The sequence below is a fragment of the Solilutibacter pythonis genome, assembly GCF_003697345.1.
Lineage (GTDB): Bacteria > Pseudomonadota > Gammaproteobacteria > Xanthomonadales > Xanthomonadaceae > Solilutibacter > Solilutibacter pythonis.
This window is the reverse complement of the sequence record NZ_RFLY01000010.1, coordinates 1-18,815: the sequence shown is the minus strand read 5'-3', so window position 1 is coordinate 18,815 and position 18,815 is coordinate 1. Positions and strand designations below refer to the sequence as shown.

20 protein-coding genes and 1 pseudogene are annotated in these 18,815 nt (G+C 66.6%); 6 read left to right on the top strand and 15 right to left on the bottom strand.

Features of this window, described 5'->3' with window-relative positions; genetic code table 11:
- Positions 1–102: 102 nt before the first annotated feature.
- Positions 103–867 (top strand): annotated as a pseudogene (gene dksA / locus EBB59_RS08165) (RNA polymerase-binding protein DksA); the annotation flags it as partial.
- Between the two features lie 82 nt (positions 868–949).
- On the opposite strand, the gene EBB59_RS08160 reads toward dksA, so the two are convergent.
- The 9 genes from EBB59_RS08160 to EBB59_RS08120 form a co-directional block, all read right to left on the bottom strand.
- Positions 950–2,194 carry an MFS transporter gene (locus EBB59_RS08160; RefSeq protein WP_122101663.1) on the bottom strand — a complete coding sequence of 415 codons (1,245 nt, stop codon included), beginning with the start codon at positions 2,192–2,194 and terminating at the stop codon, positions 950–952.
- Between the two features lie 3 nt (positions 2,195–2,197).
- Complete coding sequence (locus tag EBB59_RS08155) at positions 2,198–2,632, bottom strand: SufE family protein (RefSeq protein ID WP_170156552.1); 435 nt, start codon at positions 2,630–2,632, stop codon at positions 2,198–2,200.
- Between the two features lie 45 nt (positions 2,633–2,677).
- Positions 2,678–3,481 (bottom strand): M15 family metallopeptidase, encoded by an 804-nt coding sequence (locus EBB59_RS08150; RefSeq protein ID WP_122101662.1) that lies wholly within the window; start codon positions 3,479–3,481, stop codon positions 2,678–2,680.
- Positions 3,482–3,504: 23 nt separating this feature from the next.
- The gene (locus EBB59_RS08145; RefSeq protein WP_211327713.1) at positions 3,505–3,975 is read right to left on the bottom strand and encodes a PH domain-containing protein; all 471 of its coding nucleotides are present in this window, start codon (positions 3,973–3,975) and stop codon (positions 3,505–3,507) included.
- Between the two features lie 41 nt (positions 3,976–4,016).
- Positions 4,017–5,318 carry an alpha/beta hydrolase gene (locus EBB59_RS08140; protein ID WP_122101660.1) on the bottom strand — a complete coding sequence of 434 codons (1,302 nt, stop codon included), beginning with the start codon at positions 5,316–5,318 and terminating at the stop codon, positions 4,017–4,019.
- Positions 5,319–5,524: 206 nt separating this feature from the next.
- Complete coding sequence (locus EBB59_RS08135) at positions 5,525–5,704, bottom strand: DUF4177 domain-containing protein (RefSeq protein WP_122101659.1); 180 nt, start codon at positions 5,702–5,704, stop codon at positions 5,525–5,527.
- Complete coding sequence (locus EBB59_RS08130) at positions 5,701–5,886, bottom strand: type II toxin-antitoxin system antitoxin (protein WP_122101658.1); 186 nt, start codon at positions 5,884–5,886, stop codon at positions 5,701–5,703. Before EBB59_RS08130 ends, EBB59_RS08135 begins: the two co-directional genes overlap by 4 nt.
- Positions 5,883–6,170: a hypothetical protein gene (locus tag EBB59_RS08125; RefSeq protein WP_245979181.1), complete on the bottom strand. Its 288-nt coding sequence runs from the start codon at positions 6,168–6,170 to the stop codon at positions 5,883–5,885. Before EBB59_RS08125 ends, EBB59_RS08130 begins: the two co-directional genes overlap by 4 nt.
- Positions 6,170–7,030, bottom strand: coding sequence for an SPFH domain-containing protein (locus EBB59_RS08120; protein WP_122101657.1), 861 nt, complete (start codon positions 7,028–7,030; stop codon positions 6,170–6,172). The genes EBB59_RS08125 and EBB59_RS08120 overlap by 1 nt, the downstream gene beginning before the upstream one ends.
- 536 nt (positions 7,031–7,566) lie before the next feature.
- Here EBB59_RS08120 and EBB59_RS08115 point away from each other — a divergent pair.
- The 4 genes from EBB59_RS08115 to pbpC all read left to right on the top strand — a co-directional run bounded on the left by EBB59_RS08115 (position 7,567) and on the right by pbpC (position 12,920).
- A complete protein-coding gene (locus tag EBB59_RS08115; protein ID WP_147455537.1) occupies positions 7,567–8,496 on the top strand; it encodes a hypothetical protein in 930 nt (309 codons plus the stop codon).
- The gene (locus EBB59_RS08110) at positions 8,496–10,187 is read left to right on the top strand and encodes an XVIPCD domain-containing protein (protein ID WP_122101655.1); all 1,692 of its coding nucleotides are present in this window, start codon (positions 8,496–8,498) and stop codon (positions 10,185–10,187) included. Before EBB59_RS08115 ends, EBB59_RS08110 begins: the two co-directional genes overlap by 1 nt.
- An 84-nt stretch (positions 10,188–10,271) precedes the next feature.
- On the top strand, positions 10,272–10,487 hold the full coding sequence (locus tag EBB59_RS08105) for a hypothetical protein (RefSeq protein WP_122101654.1): 216 nt from the start codon (positions 10,272–10,274) through the stop codon (positions 10,485–10,487).
- Between the two features lie 51 nt (positions 10,488–10,538).
- Positions 10,539–12,920, top strand: a complete 2,382-nt coding sequence (pbpC, locus tag EBB59_RS08100; protein WP_122101653.1) for a penicillin-binding protein 1C — start codon at positions 10,539–10,541, stop codon at positions 12,918–12,920.
- 13 nt (positions 12,921–12,933) lie between these two features.
- Here pbpC and EBB59_RS08095 read toward each other — a convergent pair whose 3' ends face one another.
- Positions 12,934–13,518, bottom strand: coding sequence for a ferritin-like domain-containing protein (locus tag EBB59_RS08095; protein ID WP_122101652.1), 585 nt, complete (start codon positions 13,516–13,518; stop codon positions 12,934–12,936).
- Positions 13,519–13,553: 35 nt separating this feature from the next.
- On the bottom strand, positions 13,554–14,036 hold the full coding sequence (locus EBB59_RS08090) for a peroxiredoxin (RefSeq protein ID WP_122101651.1): 483 nt from the start codon (positions 14,034–14,036) through the stop codon (positions 13,554–13,556).
- 147 nt (positions 14,037–14,183) lie between these two features.
- Here EBB59_RS08090 and EBB59_RS08085 point away from each other — a divergent pair, with 147 nt between their 5' ends.
- Positions 14,184–15,086 (top strand): DnaJ C-terminal domain-containing protein, encoded by a 903-nt coding sequence (locus EBB59_RS08085; protein WP_122101650.1) that lies wholly within the window; start codon positions 14,184–14,186, stop codon positions 15,084–15,086.
- Positions 15,087–15,483: 397 nt separating this feature from the next.
- Here the strand turns inward: EBB59_RS08085 and pilH are convergent, their stop codons facing one another.
- The 4 genes from pilH to EBB59_RS08065 form a co-directional block, all read right to left on the bottom strand.
- Positions 15,484–15,852: a twitching motility response regulator PilH gene (gene pilH, locus EBB59_RS08080; RefSeq protein ID WP_122101649.1), complete on the bottom strand. Its 369-nt coding sequence runs from the start codon at positions 15,850–15,852 to the stop codon at positions 15,484–15,486.
- Positions 15,853–15,921: 69 nt separating this feature from the next.
- Positions 15,922–16,914 (bottom strand): YhdH/YhfP family quinone oxidoreductase, encoded by a 993-nt coding sequence (locus EBB59_RS08075; RefSeq protein ID WP_122101648.1) that lies wholly within the window; start codon positions 16,912–16,914, stop codon positions 15,922–15,924.
- Positions 16,911–17,519, bottom strand: coding sequence for an LOG family protein (locus EBB59_RS08070; RefSeq protein ID WP_122101728.1), 609 nt, complete (start codon positions 17,517–17,519; stop codon positions 16,911–16,913). The genes EBB59_RS08075 and EBB59_RS08070 overlap by 4 nt, the downstream gene beginning before the upstream one ends.
- A gap of 11 nt (positions 17,520–17,530) precedes the next feature.
- Positions 17,531–18,622: a calcium:cation antiporter gene (locus tag EBB59_RS08065; protein WP_122101647.1), complete on the bottom strand. Its 1,092-nt coding sequence runs from the start codon at positions 18,620–18,622 to the stop codon at positions 17,531–17,533.
- Between the last annotated feature and the right edge of the window lie 193 nt (positions 18,623–18,815).

Here is an 18,815-nt window from a genome sequence, read left to right as displayed (position 1 = left end):
TGCCCAAATGCGCGACAATGGCGCGCTTGCCGTAGGAGGACGCCTAGGCTATAACAGCCCGCTTCCCCGGCTCAAGGGAACTTCCTAAGGAACCGTTACGTGGCAGTCAAGAAACCCGCCCCAAAGACGCCGGCCAAGGCCGCCAAACCCGAGGCCAAGGCCACCTCGCCCGCCGTGAAGAAGCCAACGGCCCAGGTTGCCAAGGCCAAGCCGGCGGCGGCCAAGAAAGCGCCGGCACCCAAGAAGACGGTGGCCAGCGCCAAGACCGAGGCGAAGAAGTCCGATGCCAAGCCGGCGGCGGCCAAGAAGGCGGTGGTGAAAGCGCCGGCCAAGCCCGCGCCGAAGGCGGTCAAGCCCATCGGCAAGGTCGCGCGCGCGGTCGTTTCCACGACCAGGGCCGATGCGCCCAGGCCCAAGGCCAAGGCATTGAAGTTCAAGACCGATGAAGCCAGCGGCCGGCCGATTCTGCCCGCCGGCTACAAGCCCTCGGCGGACGAGGACTACATGAATCCACTGCATCTGGAGTATTTCCGCCAGAAACTGTTGACCCGCCGCGAGGAGCTGATCGAGGAGTCCAAGCAGACCATCGAGAACCTCAAGGACGAAGTGCGCGACATCGGCGACGAGGCCGAGCGCGCCAGCCGCGAGACCGAGAACGCCCTGGAGCTGCGTACCCGCGACCGTTACCGCAAGCTGATCGGCAAGATCGAGAGCATGATCCGCCGCGTCGACGAGGGCGATTACGGCTATTGCGTCGATACCGGCGAGGAGATCGGTATCGACCGTCTGGAGGCGCGCCCGCAAGCCGAACGCACCATCGATGCGCAGGAGCGTTGGGAAATCCGCCAGAAGCAGCAGGGCGATTGAAAACGGCGGCGTGATGCGCCCGTATCGTTCAGCGAGAAAGCGCCGGGCACGTCCCGGCGTTTTCATGTGATGGCCGGGCTGGCTATTGCAGCTCGCGCAGGTCGAGCCGGCGCAGCCTGGGCGCGAGCTTGGCCGTCACCGCCACCACGCCCAGCGTCATGAAGCCGCCCAGCACCACCGCCGGAACCAGCCCCAGCAGGCGCGCCATCGACCCGGCGTAGAACGCGCCCAGTTCGTTGGAAGAGCTGATGAAGAGGCTGTTGACCGAGGACACCCGGCCGCGCATCTCGTCGGGCGTCGCCAGTTGCAGCACGGTGGAGCGCAATACGACCGATATGCCGTCGAACGCGCCGGATAGCAGCAGGATCGCCGCCGACAGCCATAACGAAGTGCTGAGGCCGAAGCCGATCATGCACAGCCCGAACCCGGCCACCGACCCCAGCATGATGCGCCCGGCATGCCGGCTCAGCGGCCGCCGCGCCAGCCACAGCGCCACCGTCATCGACCCCAGCGCGGGCGCGCCGCGCAGCACGCCCAACGCCTCGGGGCCGGTGTGCAGCACGTCCTTGATGAAGGCCGGCGCCAGTGAAATCGCCCCACCCAGCAGCACCGCGAACATGTCCAGCGCCAGCGCGCCGAGCAGGATCTGGTGGCCGAAGACGAAGCCGAGCCCCTCGCCGATGCTGCGGAACACCGGGCCGCGCCGCTGCGCGACCGGCGGCTCGCCGACTTCGAGCATTGCCAGGGCGAAGATCGCCAGCGCGCCGGCCGTCGCCGCCACGCCGTAGGCCAGCCCGGTGCCGCCCCAGCCGACCAGCACGCCGCCCAGCGCCGGCCCGAGCACCAGCCCGGCCTGGAAGATCACGCTGCCGAAACTGGCCCCGCGTACGTATTGCGCGCGTTCCAGTACGCGCGCGAACAATGCGTTGTAGACCGGGCCGAGGAACGCCCGCACCGCGCCGCCCAGCGCCACCGCGGCGTAGATCGGCCAGGTGCCGCCCATCGGGAAATGGCCGCTGACGATCCACGACAGCAGCAGTGCGGTCATCACGAGCCCGGCGCAGGCGGCCATGCCCAGTTTGCGTCGCGGCAAGGTATCGACCAGATAACCGGCGAACGGCGCCACGCAGAAGAACGGCAGCACTTCGGCCAGCCCGATGAGGCCCAACGCCCACGGGTCGCGGGTGAGCTGGTAGACGTGCCAGCCGACCGTCACCGCGACGATCTGGTAGCACAGCATCGTGCCGACGCGATAAGCCAGCAGCCAGCGGAACCCGCCGACCGCGAGTGGCGAGGGCGGCGTGGCGGTGTCCGGGGCTTCGCCCATCGCTCAGGCGGCGCTGGCGGCGCGTTCGCGGATGAAGGCGAGCAGTGCCGCCAGGCCGTTACTGCGGGTGGGCGAGAGATGTCTGGCCAGCCCGATCGCGGCGATATAGTCCGGCGTGGTGGCCAGGATCTCGGCGGCCGGTCGGCCCGAGTACGTCCGCAGCGCCAGGTAGATCAGCCCGGAGACGATGGCCGAATCGCTGATGGCGTGGAAATCCAGTTTCGAGGCATCGCCCTCGGCGACGATCCAGACGTTCGACTGGCAGCCGTGCAGGCGATGTCGCTCGGTCTTCCATTCCGCCGGCAGCTCGGGCAGCTTGCGGCCGAGATCGATCAGGTACTGGTAGCGTTCCGACCAGTCGCCAAACAGCGCGAACTCCTCGGCGATGGTGGCCTGCGCCTCGGCGGCGCTTGGCTCGGTGGGAAAGATCGTCTGCATGGCGATGGCGTGTGAACCAGCGCGCATTCTAGGCGATGGCGCGGCTCAGCCGGTGTGACGCCAGTGCCACGGTTCGTAGACGATGCCGTGGGGATTGCCGCGCGGATAGCTCAGGTGGAAGCCGGAATCCGCCGCATGCCGGGCGAGCCAGCCGAAGGCGGGCGTGGCTTCGAAGGTTTCCTCGGCCGGGGGCTCGCCGGGCGTAGCGATATCCAGCGCTTGGCCGGAATGGTGCTCGGAGAAGCCCGGCGCGGCGTTGACCGCGAGAATGGCCTCCACGCCCAGGCCGCGCGCGCGTTTGCGCTCGAAGATGCCCAATTGGTAGGCATGGCTGCGAAAGCCGGAAACCGCTTCCAGCACGATGCCGTCGGTCAGCGCGGCCGCCTGCATGCGCCGCCAGGCGCGGGCGGCGGGAGCCGTCAGCCAGAGCGTGCGGCGGTAGCGGTCGAGGCCGGCGAAGGCTAGCCAATCCGGCTCCGCCACCCGCGCCAGGCCGGTATGCGCGGCATAGGCTTCGGCATCCAGGCCCAATGCCGCGAGATGCCGCTCCAGCGCGTGCATCGGCAGTGCGCGCGCCGGGTGCGTGGCTTGCGCGCGGCGGAAAGTGCGCCGCGTGAACCAGCGCACGGCTTCGGTGAATCCGGCTTGGTGTTCGGGCTGTGGCAGCAACGGCCGCCAGCCGCCTTCGGCATCCACCACGGCGAGATGGCGGCCGTCGCGTTTGCGCCGCATCACCCAGCGCGCCTGCGCCAGCTCTCGCGCGTCGGCGTTGCCGCGTGCGCGCAGCAGCCACGCCGGCCAGATTTCGATCTCCGGGCTGTTGAGCAGTAGTTCGGGACGTGGTCGCATCGGCACAGGGTAAGTGATGTGGCTCAGCCGCGCCGCAGGGCGTCGAGCAGCGATTGCGGGCGTTGCAGGCTCAGCATCAGCAGGCGGCCGTCGTTTTCGGGGATCGCCAGCACGCGGCGGGTGTCGGTAATGAGCGCGAATATCCGGCGGCCGCCGATTTGGCGGAAGTGGCCGGCGTAATACCCGGGTATGGCCGTGCCGAAGGTCTTGATGCCGACGCGGTATTCGGGATTCGTCTCGATGTCGATCACCCGGGCTTCCTCCAGCCGCAAGGCCGATGCCGTCACCCGCCGCCGGTTCAGCCCGGCGACGATGGTCAGGATGCCGTCATCGAGCACCACCTGGCGGCGGCGCAGCGCGAGGGCGGTGAGCGCCGGAACGAGCGCGGCCAGTGGCGGCAGTAGCCAGGCCATCGCGCCCTGCGCCTCGCGCCAGGCCAGGGCCAGCGCGCCGGCGCAGGCCAGTAGGGTGAGGCCGATCACGAGCGTCGGCATGCGCGCATCCGGCGGGGTTACTTCGAATCGGCGGGGAGCGTTCATCGGCGGGCCTTGATCCATTGCGCCACGTCATCGATCAGCCGCCGGTCGACGTGGCCCGGCTGTCGATAGCGCTCAAGCCCGGCGTTCTCCGTACTTTCCATGCCCAGGTGGTTGAGTGTGGGGTAATGCTTGAGCGTGGCGCGGCCGTCTTTGCCGAAGGCCGCTTGCCAGCGCCGCCAGTCGGCTTCCACCACCTGGATGTCGCGGCCGCCGTGCAAGAGCAGCATCGGTTGCCGGGCCTTGCGCGCTTCGGCGACGGGATCGACCTTCTCCACGCTGCGCCAGTAGCCGGCGGGCTGGTCGAGGGGCGTGCCGGTTTCCTCGGCCGCGCCGCCGGCGCGAATCGCGGCGATCTGGGATTCCAGCCTGCGCATGTGGGCGATGCCGGCTTCGCTTTCGCGCGCGCCCCGCATTTTCAGCAGGCGGTCGTTTTGTTCGAGCAGGATGTCGAGCAGGTTGCGCGCCGGGGCGGCGAGGAGGATCAGCCCGGCGATTCGCGGTTCGCGTATGCCGATCCGTGGCGCCATCATGCCGCCCTGGCTGTGGCCGAGCACGAACACGCGCCCGGGGTCGATGCCGGGCGTGGCGCGCAGCGTGGCGACGGCGGCCAGGGCGTCATCGGTGGTTTCGCCATCGATGTCGATGCGGCCATCGGCGTAATCGCGCGGCCGGGCCAGGGTGCGTTTGTCGTAGCGCAGTACCGCGATGCCTTGCGCGGCAAGGCCACGGGCGATGTCGAGGAAGGGCTTGTTCGGCCCGATGGTTTCGTCGCGGTCCTGCGGGCCGGAACCGTGCACCAGTACGACGGCGGGGAAGGGGCCGGCGCCTTGGGGCATGGCGAGCGTGGCGGGCAGGGCGCGCTCGCCGCTTCCAACCTTGGTTTCCCGTTCCGTGTAGGTGGCGTCGGCGGGGACGGGCGGTGCCGGTGTGGCTGGTTGTGCCGGGCGCACCAGCAGCCCGGAAACACGGCCGTCGGCGGCAATGCTGATGGTGGCATCGAAGTGGGCTTCGCCCCGCTTCAACGGTGTCAGGGTGATCCGCGTGGCGCCATCGGTCTTGAGCCGCACGTCGCCGCGGGCACTGGCCTTCGGCAACGCTTTCCATATTTGCGCCAGCATCGCTTGCGGGACGGCCTGGCGCATCGCGTCATCGAACATCGCCTCGGCGGCGGCAAACTCGCCGCGGTCGAGGTGGTCGAGTAGCCGGGTCGTGGTGGCGCGCGCGGTGTCGGGCGCGACTTGGGCCGGGGCGCTCATGGCGGTGGAGGCAAACAGCAGGGCGAGCAGGGCGCGGCGCATCTTGAGGTCTCCTTTTTCTAGAACATGGTGATGACGGGAGGGATGTTTCACGCTGGCCGATGACGGAACCGGCCAGTGCTCGGTCTTGCCGGCCGATGCGGTCGAATGCTTGCGGTATCCGGCCATGGCCGGAGCCGCCCGGCGGGCCGGGCTTGATCCCGACGGTTTCGTATGGGCGGGGTCCGCGCATCGGCGGGTACGCCGGTTCAGCCCAGGCGGCGTTTCAGGTACAGCCGCGTGGGTTCCATCAGGCTGCCGCGCAGGGCGGAGACCAGTTCCCAGCCGTCTTCGCCCAATTCGTTGAGGGTTCGTTCGACCTTCTCGCCGGGGCGGCCGGAGAGGTTGGCGGAGACGTCGATCACCTTGTATTCCCAGCGTTCGTTCATGGCGTGTCTTCCTCGGGGGTGTCGTGGTTCGGTTTCGGTAATCGCCCGGCGCGGCGCAGGGCGTCGCGCAGAACGTATTCGATCTGGGCGTTGACGCTGCGTAGTTCGTCGTCCGCCCAGCGCTGCATTTCTTGCAGGATGGCGGCATTGATGCGCAGCGGGTAGGCTTTTTTCCCGCTCACGGGCAGGGCGGTTCCGCTGGGTTCGGGCGGCGCAGGTGCAGCCACATCGAAACCGCCAGCAGGTTGACGGTCAGGGCCATGGACAGGGTGATCCAGGTGGCGGCATTGGCGTCGTTGCCGGTCAGGTAGAGGGCGATGGCGCCGAGCAGGATGGCGATGCCGGTCAGCGCCATCCGCAGCGCCAGGCCGGGCGAGGCGGGCCGGCCGTCCTTCGACAGCCAGGCCGCGACCGCCACCGCGCCCAGGCCCGCCAGCGCCAGCAGCAAAGGAACCAGTGCCGCCATCAGTACAGCGTCCCGGCGTTGACGATCGGCTGGGTGGCGCGTTCGCCGCACAGCACCACCAGCAGGTTGCTGACCATGGCCGCCTTGCGTTCCTCGTCCAGCGTCACCGTGCCGGTCTTGTGCAATTCCTCCAACGCCATCTGCACCATGCCGACCGCGCCGGCGACGATCCGCGTGCGCGCGGCGATGATTGCGCTGGCCTGTTGGCGTTGCAGCATCGCCTGGGCGATTTCGGGCGCGTAGGCCAGGTGGCTGATGCGCGCATCGCGTACCCGCACGCCGGCATCTGCCAGGCGCTCGGCCAATTCTTTCCGCAGGTGTTCGGAAATCTCGGCGGCGTGGCTGCGCAGCGACAACTGGTCATCTTCGTGCGGGTCGTAGGGGTAGCTGGTGGCCATCGAACGCAGTGCGGCTTCGGACTGAATGTGGACGAAGCTCTCGTAATCGTCGACGTTGTAGACCGCCTCCGAGGCATCGACCACCTGCCAGACGATCACCGCGGCGATCTCGATCGGTGAGCCTTCCAACTCGTTGACCTTCAGCTTGCCGCTCTCGAAATTGCGCACCCGCATCGATACCTTGCGCTTGCCGTAGAGGGGATTGTTCCAGCGCAGGCCGTTGTCCTTGACCGTGCCGATGTACTTGCCGAAGAAATTCAGCACCGCCGCCTGGTTGGGTTCGACCATGTACAGACCGGCCATCAGCAGTATCGACAGCAGCAGGCCAAGCACACCCGCCACAACCGCGACGACGCCGCCGCCGAAGCCCGGCAGAAGCAGGACGCCGGAAGCCAGGATGGCCAGCGACAGGCCCAGCAGCATCGGTACGCCGGGCAGGGAATGAATGGATTTCTCTTTCATGGCGAGGGTTCCGTGATGTTGGATTGAAAGATATCAAATTGATATCAATTTGCAAGCCGTATCAGCAACAAGCCGATGGAGCGATCACAACGTAATGTGCGTTCGGGATGGCCGTGGGTGGGGCTTCCTGCCCGACGTTCTGGGCCGTTCAAGCCATTCGCCAGCGTTGTGTTTGTTTTCGATGCCGGTGTCCGCTGGTGGATGCGGCACGGGGATTGTTCCAGGGACTGCCACGGGCTGCGCAGCAGCCCCCGTCGGTGGAGTTTTCAGGCACGTTTGAAACGGGACCATCGGTTGTTTCGTTGATTCCTCAAGCGGGCCATCGCCACCAACGACTCGCCGCCATGCCACCACCTTGAACTGGCCGTGTTTTCCACCCTCGGCCCGGTTGGGCAGGCCGGCCGTGCTGAAGACAGGCCGCCGCGCGACGGCCCGCGCGTGATCCACACCACCGGGGCGGGCGGGGGCGGATTTGACCTTGTTCGAGACCCGTGGCCTGATCCCGATGTCCCCCCATCCGCGCACCGGGTACCCGCATGACGAGAAGCCCTCCCGCCCGCCCGATATCGCCAGGCCGCCTCCGGGCCATACCCGGCCTGCTCGCCTTGGCGCTGGCCGGCCTGCTCGGCGCCGCCTGCGCCGCCGAACCCGCCACCCCGCCGGCCGACAAGAAAACCGAGAGGAAGATCGACATGTCCACGCTGAAGGAACCCTTGGTCATCGGCCCCACGGTGGGTGACTACACTTATACCAACGCCCCGAAACTGGCCCGGCTCGGGCCGCATCGTTTCATGATCCCGGCCAATTACTTCACCGACCAGATCGGCCCGGATTTCCAGGGCAGCGTGAGTATGGAACTCGTCTGGCCGAAACTGGAGCCACTCCCTCCCGGCCGGCGGCGCGAGATGAGTATGAACGAGTTCAACCGGCAGATTCGCGCGGGTTTCACCTATATCGACAAGTGGCCGTTGCAGGAGGCGATGGACAGCATGGGCAGCACTTTCTCGGATGACCCGATCCAGCGGCAGGATCCAACCGACAATATTTCCCATCGCACCCGTGGCGAGGACGTGCGAGGCCTGGAGCGCTGGTACGTGAGCGAAGCGGACAAGGCGCGCTATCTCAAGCTGATCGAAGGGCAGCGCGATCGCTATGCCTGGCCAGTGAATCCCTGGGATATCAAGGATTGGTTCGTGCGCCGGGACGCGCAAGGACATAACCTGACCTTCATCCGCTGTGATCCGCCCAGTAAGCCGGATGGCTTGATCATCCAGGGCGACACGGTGATCGAGGACGACAACCCGCGCGTCGCCCAGTGCTCGCACAGCTTCGCGATACCGGAGTATGGGATCAAGGTGGGCGCGAATTACCCGCGGGTGCTGATGCGCGATTGGGCGCGGATCGAAGCACGCTACCGTGAACTGATGGCAAAGTTCCACATCGGCATTGAAGAAGGGAAACAGTGATGAGTGGCTTGACCCGGCAAGACCTGAACATCCTCGAGCACTATGCGAAGGAGAGAAACCGCGAGCTTTACTGGAACTATCTTGCGCATTTGCCCGGCAACGACGGCTACGGCCTGCTGGCGCTGGGCGTGGTGCGCAACGACAACATGCCCGGTAAGGTGGCCAATACCTATGCTCAACAACATGGTGGCCGCGCGCTCACCGAACGCGAGTGGGAAGCCTTCGGCCAGCAACTGATCCAGGAGGATTACGAACGGCGTCGGGTACAGTTTCAAGAAAACCGTGATCCCCAAAGCGCACTCAACCTGCCGGTTTGGGACGTACAACGCGCTCACGACATTACCTTCGACGACCACCGCCTCGACCCCAACGCCTGGACCCCACGCCAACTACTCGAAGCCGCCCGCCGCCAGGACGGCGAGCGAGCCGCCGAGCGCATCTGGTCGAACATGCTGGACAACTCGGCCCTGGGCCTGCACCGGGCCAATAGCACGCTGAGTGACATCCGCCGCTACCTGCCATGGGGCGAGGGCACACGCTATCTCGGCCATCTGGGCCTGGCCTCGGCGTTGGCCGCCAATGCCCGCGACGACGTCGACCCCGACACCATCGGCGCGAATAATTTCTACTATCGCTATGACACCCGGGACGACACCTGGTCGGTGGTTTCGAACAATGGCGCGGGTGCGGCGCCGCTGTTCCAGGAGGTCAGCGATGCCAAGCAATTGGAGGCGTTGAACGACACCCGCCAACTCCGCCTTGAACGCCAGCAGAAGTCGAATCAGTTCCACGCCGACGACCCGCACCGCCAGTTGCTGCCCAGCCCCAAGACCTTGGCGCAGGGCGAGCCGCCGCCGGATGCCCAACCGGACGCCCAGCCGCCGGATGCTCGGCAAGCTATCCAGCAAGCCGAATCCGCCCCCGCCCATTCACCGCTGCCGCCCGGCTTCGCCCCGGCGCTGAAGCATGGCCCGGACATCCGCCAACCCGACCACCCCGGCCACGACGCCTACACCCACACCCTGAAAGCCGTGCGACGCATGGAGGCCGAACAAGGCATCGCCCCCGGCCCGCATACCGAATGGCTGGCCGCCCGCCTCGCCGCGGAAGCCGCCGAGCGCAAGCAGGGCATCACCCGGGTGGAGATGGACAAGGATGGCTGGATTCACGCCATCGAGCGCCACTACGCCGAGGACGAAGGCAGGCGCTTTGGCCTGCCCGCGGCCGAGGCCACATCGATCCCGGTGGAAACCTCGGGGGCGCGCTGGCTGGCGGCGAAGTCGGCGCACTACGTCTCGACGCAACCAGCAACTGAACGCAGCGAAGCCCATGAATACAGCCTGCGGATGCTGCCCCCCGACGATCGGGCGATGTTCAGCGCACTGCGCGGCCAAACGCCCGCCCACGTTGGCGACGCAGTGGTCGCGCAGGCGCTGCTGGAAGCCAAGCGCAATGGCATCCACGAGACGGAACAAGTGGCCGGTGTGACGATGCTGGGCAACCAATTACACGTGATCGGCACGACGCCAGGCCAACGCGTCTGGCTGGAGGTGACCGCCGAAGCGCCGCCGCTGCGGGAGAGCATCCAACAGACACTGCAAGCCAACCAGCAACGCGAGGAGCAACTGGCGGCGCAGAACCAGCAGCAGGCGCAGCAACAGACGCAGGCCAGGACGCTGTCGCTCGGTTAGCGCATGATGAACGGGACACTAGAACCATCCTGCAAAGGGCGTACGTTTTCTGTTTCCGTCGCCTGCGCGTAGCCGTGCGGGTGGATGGCGATAAACGCGTGTCGGAGAGGCATTGAAGCTTATGGGCTGTCCGGTTTCGTCCTGTTGGTGGTGTTGGTGATCCTTCCATTTCTCATCGGGAAGCATTGGTTGCTGGGCCGCCGTATCGGCTCGGCTTTTCTTTGCGCGGTGACCGGCATCGCCATCTGGTTTGCGGTGGGCGGGATGGCGGGCATAGGTATTTTCTTTCGGCTGTCCTGAGTACATGCACGGGCGAGAGACGACAGGCGGGCCACGGGGCACGGTGGCAATATGAAGGGCGACAGTGATTCGCCGGCAGGGGTGGTGCTGCCGCGTCACCGCGTGCTGCGAGCCTTGGCCATCGCGTTGTGCCTGCTCGTTCTTGTCGTTCTGACACTTGATCGCCTGTTCCCATTGCCGCTGCCACGACGCGGCGACATGAGCGTGCTGGTCACTGCCCGCGATGGCCGGCCGTTGCGCGCGTTCGCCGATGCGGGTGGAGTGTGGCGGCATCCGGCCACGCCGGATACGGTATCGCCGCTGTATCTGGAAGCGCTGCTGGGTTACGAGGATCGTTGGTTCTGGCGGCATCCCGGTATCAATCCGTTCGCGCTCGGACGTGCCGGCTGGCAAGTGCTGCGCGCGGGTCGAATCGTCTCAGGGGGATCGACCTTGACCATGCAGGTGGCGCGGTTGATCGACCCGCATTCGCGCAGCCTGGGCGGCAAGTTTAAGCAGATGCTGCGTGCGTTGCAGTTGGAGGCGCACCTATCCAAGCGCGAGATTCTCACCCTGTATCTGGAGCGTGCGCCCTACGGTGGGGTGATCGAGGGTGTGGACACCGCCAGTTGGGCCTATCTCGGCAAGCCGGCCAGCGAACTCAGCCATGCCGAGGCCGCGCTGCTGGCGGTGCTGCCACAATCGCCCAGCCGCCTGAGGCCCGACCGCGCGCCGGAGGCCGCGCGTCGTGCTCGCGACAAGCTGCTGGCGCGAATGGCCGCGCTCGGTCTGTGGACGGAGGCCGAGGTCGAAGACGCCCGAATCGAGCCGGTCGTAGCGCGCAGCCTGCAACCGCCGCTCGTGGCCGCGCTGCTGGCCGAGCGTCTGCGCCGCGAGCATCCGGGCGAGGCGCGCATCGTCAGCACCCTCGACATCGATCTGCAACGTGCGCTGGAGGCACGCGTGCGGGGCTACTTCGCCCGCCTGCCGCCGCGCACCTCGGCCGCGTTGTTGGTCATCGACAACCGTACGATGGAGGCGCGCGCCTATGTCGGTTCGGTGGCCTATGGCGACAAGGCGCGGCTGGGCCACATCGACATGGTGCGGGCGGTGCGCTCGCCCGGTTCCACCCTCAAGCCTTTTCTGTACGGGTTGGCGCTGGACGATGGCCTGATCCATTCCGAAAGCCTGTTCGTCGACGCGCCGCAGGCGTTCGGTGGCTACCGGCCGGGCAATTTCGGCGAGGACTTCCACGGCCCGGTCTCGGCCGCCGATGCCCTGCGGATGTCGCTCAACGTGCCGGCGGTGGCGCTGCTGGAGCAGGTCGGGCCGGCACGCTTCGCCGCGCGGCTGGACAATGCAGGGCTGGCATTACGCCTGCCGGCCGGGGCGAAGCCCAACCTGGCGATGATCCTTGGCGGTGTCGGCACGCGGCTGGACGACCTGCTCGGAGCCTACGCCGCCCTGCAACGCGGCGGCGTCGCCGGCCGGGTGCGCTATGTCGCCGGCGACCGGAGGCGGGAGCGCCGCCTGCTTTCGCCCGGCGCGGCCTGGATCGTGCGTGAGATGTTGCAGGCCAACCCGCGTCCCGGCGCGGTGATGGGCGTTTCCGCCAGCCGCCATCCGGTGGCGTGGAAGACCGGCACCAGCTACGGCTACCGCGATGCCTGGGCGCTCGGCTCGACGCCGGATTACAGCGTTGGCCTCTGGGTCGGCCGGCCCGACGGAACGCCGCTGCCCGGCCAGTACGGCGCGGTGACCGCGCTGCCCTTGATGTTCGAGGTGATCGATACCCTGCCGCGGCCGCGCCGGTCCCCGCCGTCCACGGTGCGGCCCATCGATGTCGAAGCGGCCACCATCTGCTGGCCGCTCGGTACCGCGCCGGAACCGGCTGCGCCTGCACTGTGCCGGCAACGCCGCCAAGCGTGGATATTGAACGGCGGCATTCCCCCCACGTTTCCCGAACGCGAATCGCGCGGCTGGAATTCCCTGCGCGAACGGCTGCGGGTGGATGCGGTCAGCGGCCAGCGCCTGAGTGCCGATTGCCGCCTGCCGCACGAAGCGCGCATCGTCGATGTCGCCCGCTGGCCGGCGCTCGCCGCGCCCTGGCTGGACGTGGCCACACGGCGGGCGGCGCGCCTGCCGCCGCTCGCCGCCGATTGTGTCGATGACGGACGCGAGCGCGCGCTGGGCCTGCGCATCGACGGCATCGTTGATGGCAGCCGGCTCGCCGCGCCGCCGGGCGAGCCCGGTCACATCGGGGTCAGCGCACCGGAGGCGCGCGGCCAAGTGCAATGGTTGCTCGATGGGCGCTGGGTCGGCAGCAGCCGCGATGGCGGCGAATTCCGCCTGCCGCTGGACATGCCGGCTGGACGCCACAGCCTGACCGCGATGGCCGAGAACGGCGCCTGGGCGCGCCTGGAGTTCGAACGGATCGTGGTGGCCGCGCGCTGAGGCGTGGCCGAGTTCAGTCGCCAATCCAGCCGTTCAGCAGGTCGGCGAATTCGTCGGCATGCTCCTCTTCCTGCGCCAGGATATGCATCAGCATCCGCTTGGTGGTGGTGTCCTTGTCGCCGACGAAATCAATCAGCTCGCGGTAGGCATCGATGGCGATACGTTCGGCGATCAGATTCTCGCGCACCATGTCGCGCAGGTTCTTGCCTTCCACGTACTCGGCGTGCGAGCGCCCGGCCAAGGTGGCTGGGTCGAGGTCGGGTTCGCCGCCCAGTTGGACGATGCGCTCGGCGATCAGGTCGGCATGCGCCTGTTCCTGCTTGGCGTGTTCCAGGAACTCGGCTTTGACCGCATCGGCCAGCATGCCCTGGGCCATGAAGTAGTGGCGCATGTAGCGCAGCACGCAGATCCACTCGGTGGCCAGCGATTCGTTGAGTTTCTCGATCACCACCTCGCGCTCGGCGCTGTAACTGGGTGTCACCGCACCCTGTTCGATGTTCTTTCGGGCGCGCTCGCGCAACGCCTTGGTGGAAGTGAAGCCGGCATCGGCCGATGGCTTGGCGGGCTTCTTGGCGGACTTCTGGCTTTTCTTGCTCATGGCTTGAACTCCGTGGGGGGGGGGAGGGAATGCGATCAGTCGGGGAGCCGCGAAAGCATGTGTTCGGCGCCGGAGACCTTGAATTCGCCTGGCGCCTCCACCTGCACGTCGCGCACCACGCCGTCCTCGACATACAACGCGAAGCGCTTGCTGCGCAGGCCCATGCCATAGGCGCTGGCATCCATTTCCAGGCCGAGCGCACGGGTGAAGTCGCCGTTGCCGTCGGCCAGCATCCACAAGCTTGGCGGCACCTTCTGCGCCTCGCCCCAGGCCTGCATCACGAACGGGTCGTTGACCGAGAGACACATGAGTTCGATACCGCGGCGGGTGAATTCATCGACATGTTCGACGTAACCGGGCAGATGGCGTTCCGAGCAAGTCGGGGTGAAGGCGCCGGGCACGGCGAAGAGCACCGCCCGCTTGCCTTCGAACAGGTGGCGGGTGTCGATCTTCTGCATGCCATCGCGCAGGGTTTGCAGGACGGCTTCGGGTATTTGTTGGCCGGGTTGGATGCTCATGTGCTTGACTCCTGGGGGAAGCGTCCAGTCTAGGTGGCGGCCTGGAAGGTAGTGTCAATATTTCGTGTCCGAGCTTGAACGCGCGGTGCTGAAGGCCCATCTTCCAGGTTGGTGCATTGAGCATGCGAACGAGCCGCGGGGCAGACGATGGAGTTCAAGGATTACTACGACACGCTGGGCGTCGAACCCGGCGCCGGCGAGGCCGAGATCAAGACCGCTTACCGGCGGCTGGCGCGCAAATACCACCCCGATGTCAGCAAGGAAGCCGGTGCCGAGGAAAAATTCAAGGCCGTCAACGAGGCCTACGAGGCCCTGCGCGACCCGGAGAAGCGCACCGCCTACGATCAATTGCGCGCGCGCGGATTTCGGCCCGGCGACGAAATACCGCCGGGTGGCGGCCATTACGGCGGCCAGGGCGCTTACGGACAATCCGGCGCGGGCGATTTCGACTTCGACGAAATCTTCGCCGGCGGTGGCGCGGGCGGCGGTTTCAGCGATTTTTTCGAACAAGTGCTCGGGCGTGGCCGGCGCGGCGGCGGTTTTGGTGGCCCGCACACCCAGGCGCCGCCGCGCGGTGATTCGCGGGCCAGGCTCTCGGTGCCGCTGGAGGCCGTGTACAAGGGGGATTCGGTACGGATCGGGCTGAACGGCAAATCGTTGGATGTGAAGATCCCCAGGGGCATCAAGCCGGGGCAGAAGATCCGGCTCAAGGGGCAGGGGACGCATGGCGACTTGCTGCTGGAGATCGAATATGCCGCGCATCCGCAGTTCGATGTCGATGGCCGCAACCTGATCCACGTTCTGGAGGTCGCGCCGTGGCAGGCGGCGCTTGGCGATGTCGTGACCGTGCCGACCCTGGGCGGGCCGGTCGATCTGAAAATTCCCGCTGGCTCCGAGGCCGGGCGCAAGCTTCGCCTGCGCGGCCGCGGCCTGCCGGGCGAGGCCGCGGGCGATCAGATCGTCGAGCTGGAAGTGTTGGCGCCGGTACCGAAGAACGAGCGCCAGAAGGCCGCCTACGAGGATTTGCGCGAAGCCTTCGCCCGCGATTGAGCTACCCGGGCGCACATGCGAATGCCGGGCCAGGCCCGGCATTTTCGTCTCGCCGCGAGAGTGTGTGTAGAGGGTTGCCGTTATCGGCAACCTATGTAGGCGGTTTCAATTGCCACGCTCGTGAGGGCATGACCCGCAGCACTTTCAGCCACTCGCGAATCTTTTCGCGGTTTCGATTCCCGCGCCCGCGTAGGCGCGACAAGCTGCTGAGCATCGTGTTGCTGGGCCAGCCGGTTTCAATTCCCACGCCCATGTAGGCGGGACGGCATCGTACCAATGTCCATCGCCTTCCCATCCGGGTTTCAATTCCCATGCCTGCGAGGCCGTGATCCATCCTGGTCAGGGTCTACGCCAACAGCGACTTGTTTCAATTCCCGCGCCCGCTTCGGCGGGGAAATCAGGGGGGTGTCATCACTTCGGCGATCACCTCGGTCAACTGGGCGTCGGTGAAGGGCTTGGTCAAGTAAGCCTTGGCGCCCTGACGCATCCCCCAGACCTTGTCGGTTTCCTGATCCTTGGTCGTCACCAGTACCACCGGAATGTGCTTGATGGCCTCATCGCGGACGATCGAGCGGGTGGCCTGGAAACCGTTGAGGTTCGGCATCACCACGTCCATCAGGATCAGGTCGGGGAGCTCGGCTCTGGCCATTTCCAGCCCTTGCGCGCCGTCTTCGGCGGTGAGGCATTCGTGCCCGAGTTTTTCCACGATGCGGCGGATACCCATCAATTGTGATGGCGAGTCGTCGACGACCAGGATGCGTGCCATGTGTTGCTCCCCTTGATTCGGGAGAATTTTACCGGTTGAGCGGCGCGCCGGGAACAGGGGGCGGCGTATTCAGAAGCATACCAACGTCCGGCCCAGTGAATGGCCGGCCAGCATCTTTCGGAACACCGCCGGCAGCCCGTCGAGGGTCACTTCATCGGTGCAGATGGCGTCGAGGCAGGCCGGCTTCCAGTCGTTGGCCAGATGCGTCCAGACCTGCTCGCGGATGTTGCGGGCGGTACCGGCCGAGGCTACGCCGAGCAGCGAGACGCCACGGATGATGAAGGGCATGACGCTGGTCGGCAGTTCGGCGCTGGCGGCCAGCCCGGCGCTGGCGACGTTGCCGTAGGGGGCGGTCTGCGCCAGCAGGCTGGCCAGCATCGGTCCACCCACGTTGTCGAGCGCGCCGCCGAAGCGGACCGACTCCATCGGCCGGGCGGCGGTCAGGGCATCGCGGCCCAGCACTTCCCGCGCGCCGAGGGATTCAAGGTAATCATGCTGCTCGCTTTTGCCGCTGATCGCGTGTACTTCGAAACCGGCGCGCGAGAAGATGGCGATGCCGAGCGAGCCCACGCCGCCGCTGGCCCCGGTGATCGCTATCGGGCCGAGTTCCGGCACTTGCCGGTTCTCGCGCATGCGCAACAGCGCCAGCGCGGCGGTGAAGCCGGCGGTGCCGAGGATCATCGATTCGCGCAGGCTCAGTCCGTGGGGAAGGGCGATTGCCCATCGCGATTCCAGCCGTGCATATTCGCCATAGCCGCCGTCACGGGTTTCGGACTGGCCGCAGCCGGTGACGAGCACCGCGTCGCCTTCCTTGAATGCCGGATCGCGCGAGCGCACCACGTGGCCGGCGACGTCGATGCCGCCGACCAGCGGAAAGCGGCGCAGAATCCTGCCCTCGCCGGTGCCGGCCAATGCGTCCTTGTAATTGACCGATGAATACGCGGTCTTGATGACGATTTCACCGGGGCTGAGGTCGTCCACGCCAAGCGGCTCGATGCCGCTGCGATAACCGGCGTCGTCGTTATGGATGCGGAAGGTGTCGAAGCGGGCGGGGATCGTCATGTTGCCTCCTGGGTTGCAAGTTGGCTGCGGCGCTTCTCGTCGAGCCATTTCCGGGCATTGGCCGGTTGGTAGGCGCGCAGCCAGGCGAACAGCGTGTCGATCTCCTCGCCGTGCCAAAGATCGTCGCGTTGTTCGGGATGCAGGAAACGCTCGGCCACCATCGTGTCCATCATCGCCAGCAAGGGGCGCCAGAAGTCCTCGACATCGAGGAATGCGCAGGGCTTGCGGCCCAGGCCGAGCTGCCGCCAGGTCAGCATTTCGAACATTTCGTCGAGTGTGCCGAAACCGCCAGGCAGGGCGATGAAGGCATCGGAGGCTTCGAACATCCGCATTTTTCGTGTATGCATCGAATCGACCACGTCGAGGCGGGTGAGCCCAAGGTGTGCGACCTCCATGTCGAGCAATTGCCGGGGGATGATGCCGATGACCTCGCCGCCGGCGGCGAGCGCGGCATCGGCCACGACGCCCATCAATCCGATGTTGCCGCCCCCGTAGACCAGCGCCTTCCCCTCGCGGGCGAGGCGGGTGCCGAGTATGCGGGCGGCTTCGGCGTATGCGGGCCGGGCGCCGGTGTTGGAGCCGCAATAGACGCAGACGGTTTTGATTTCGAATGCCATCAGGGGACGAAACTCAGGAAAAGATAGGTACCGAGCAGCACCACATGGACGATCGCGATCTGCGTGTTGGTCTTGCCGGTACGCAGAGAGATCGAGGTGATGAAGAGGGTAAGGAATAGCAGGATGCTGGATTTCGCGTCCAGCCCCAACGTCAGCGGCCAGTCCATCACGAGGGCGACGATGGCGACCGTCGGAATGGTAAGCCCGATGCTGGCGATGGCCGAGCCCACGGCCAGATTGAGGCTGGTCTGTATGCGGTTGTTGATGGCCGCGCGCACCGCCGCCACGCCTTCGGGCAATAGGACGATGGCGGCGATCACGATACCCACCACCGCATGCGGCGCGCCCATGGCGGCGAGGACGGTTTCCATGGCCGGCGCCAGTTTCTTGGCCGAGAGCACCACCACGCTCAGGCTCAGCAGCAGCAAGGCCAGGCTGATGAGGGCGGTGAGGTTGTCCGGTTTCTCCACCTGGTCCTCGGTGGCCGGGTTGCCATCGTCCACCGGCAGGAAGTAGTCGCGATGTCCCCGGGTCTGGAACAGTGTGAAGGCGCTGAACAGCACCAAAGTCACCACGGAAATGAAGACCAGTTGCGAAGCGTCGTAGCGTGGGCCGCGCACGCTGGTGGTGAAGTTGGGCAGCACCAGGGTCAGCACCACGATGGCGCTCAGCGTGGTCAATGCCGCGGTCACGCCATCCACCCGGTAGTGTTGGATGATGTGGCGGCGGCTGCCGGCCAGCAGGCTGAGGCCGATGATGCCGTTCAGGATCAGCATCACCGCGGCGAACACGGTGTCGCGCGCCAGCCCCGAGGTGGATTCGCCGCCGGCCAGCATCATCGTCACGATCAACGCCACTTCGATCGCCGTCACCGCCAACGCCAGCACCAGCGTGCCGAAGGGTTCCCCGACCTTGTGCGCGATGACCTCGGCATGATGCACGGCGGCGACCACGCTGCCGAACAGCCCGACCACCAGCAGCAGATCGATGCCGGGAAGCGTGGGGACGGTCAGGGCCAGGAGCAGGGAGAGGGTGCCGATCGCGGGGGCGACCAGTGTCCAGGCCGGATTGTGAGTCGAAGTATGCGCCATCCCGCGATTATGCCGACTGCTCGTCTTGTTGGCAGGTGTATGACGGAAATGAAAACGGCGCCCGGGTGAACTGCCCCCCGGAAGTTGGACACCCATCCAATCTCCGGGGGTTTTTCATGGCCAAGTACAGTGCGGCCTTCAAACGCGAAGTGGTAGATACCTATCTCAAGGGGCAGGTGAAGGGAGCCTCTGA

Excerpts from the sequence above, each read along its gene's own strand:
- EBB59_RS08160 (WP_122101663.1), bottom strand. The coding sequence starts at position 2,194 with ATGGGCGAAGCCCCGGACACCGCCACGCCGCCCTCGCCACTCGCGGTC.
- EBB59_RS08115 (WP_147455537.1), top strand. The coding sequence starts at position 7,567 with ATGACGAGAAGCCCTCCCGCCCGCCCGATATCGCCAGGCCGCCTCCGG.
- pilH (WP_122101649.1), bottom strand. The coding sequence starts at position 15,852 with ATGGCACGCATCCTGGTCGTCGACGACTCGCCATCACAATTGATGGGT.
- EBB59_RS08090 (WP_122101651.1), bottom strand. The coding sequence starts at position 14,036 with ATGAGCATCCAACCCGGCCAACAAATACCCGAAGCCGTCCTGCAAACC.
- EBB59_RS08095 (WP_122101652.1), bottom strand. The coding sequence starts at position 13,518 with ATGAGCAAGAAAAGCCAGAAGTCCGCCAAGAAGCCCGCCAAGCCATCG.
- EBB59_RS08150 (WP_122101662.1), bottom strand. The coding sequence starts at position 3,481 with ATGCGACCACGTCCCGAACTACTGCTCAACAGCCCGGAGATCGAAATC.
- EBB59_RS08135 (WP_122101659.1), bottom strand. The coding sequence starts at position 5,704 with ATGAACGAACGCTGGGAATACAAGGTGATCGACGTCTCCGCCAACCTC.
- pbpC (WP_122101653.1), top strand. The coding sequence starts at position 10,539 with ATGAAGGGCGACAGTGATTCGCCGGCAGGGGTGGTGCTGCCGCGTCAC.
- EBB59_RS08085 (WP_122101650.1), top strand. The coding sequence starts at position 14,184 with ATGGAGTTCAAGGATTACTACGACACGCTGGGCGTCGAACCCGGCGCC.
- EBB59_RS08105 (WP_122101654.1), top strand. The coding sequence starts at position 10,272 with ATGGCGATAAACGCGTGTCGGAGAGGCATTGAAGCTTATGGGCTGTCC.
- EBB59_RS08120 (WP_122101657.1), bottom strand. The coding sequence starts at position 7,030 with ATGAAAGAGAAATCCATTCATTCCCTGCCCGGCGTACCGATGCTGCTG.
- EBB59_RS08140 (WP_122101660.1), bottom strand. The coding sequence starts at position 5,318 with ATGCGCCGCGCCCTGCTCGCCCTGCTGTTTGCCTCCACCGCCATGAGC.
- EBB59_RS08065 (WP_122101647.1), bottom strand. The coding sequence starts at position 18,622 with ATGGCGCATACTTCGACTCACAATCCGGCCTGGACACTGGTCGCCCCC.
- EBB59_RS08155 (WP_170156552.1), bottom strand. The coding sequence starts at position 2,632 with ATGCAGACGATCTTTCCCACCGAGCCAAGCGCCGCCGAGGCGCAGGCC.
- EBB59_RS08110 (WP_122101655.1), top strand. The coding sequence starts at position 8,496 with ATGAGTGGCTTGACCCGGCAAGACCTGAACATCCTCGAGCACTATGCG.
- EBB59_RS08125 (WP_245979181.1), bottom strand. The coding sequence starts at position 6,170 with ATGGCGGCACTGGTTCCTTTGCTGCTGGCGCTGGCGGGCCTGGGCGCG.
- EBB59_RS08145 (WP_211327713.1), bottom strand. The coding sequence starts at position 3,975 with ATGCCGACGCTCGTGATCGGCCTCACCCTACTGGCCTGCGCCGGCGCG.
- EBB59_RS08075 (WP_122101648.1), bottom strand. The coding sequence starts at position 16,914 with ATGACGATCCCCGCCCGCTTCGACACCTTCCGCATCCATAACGACGAC.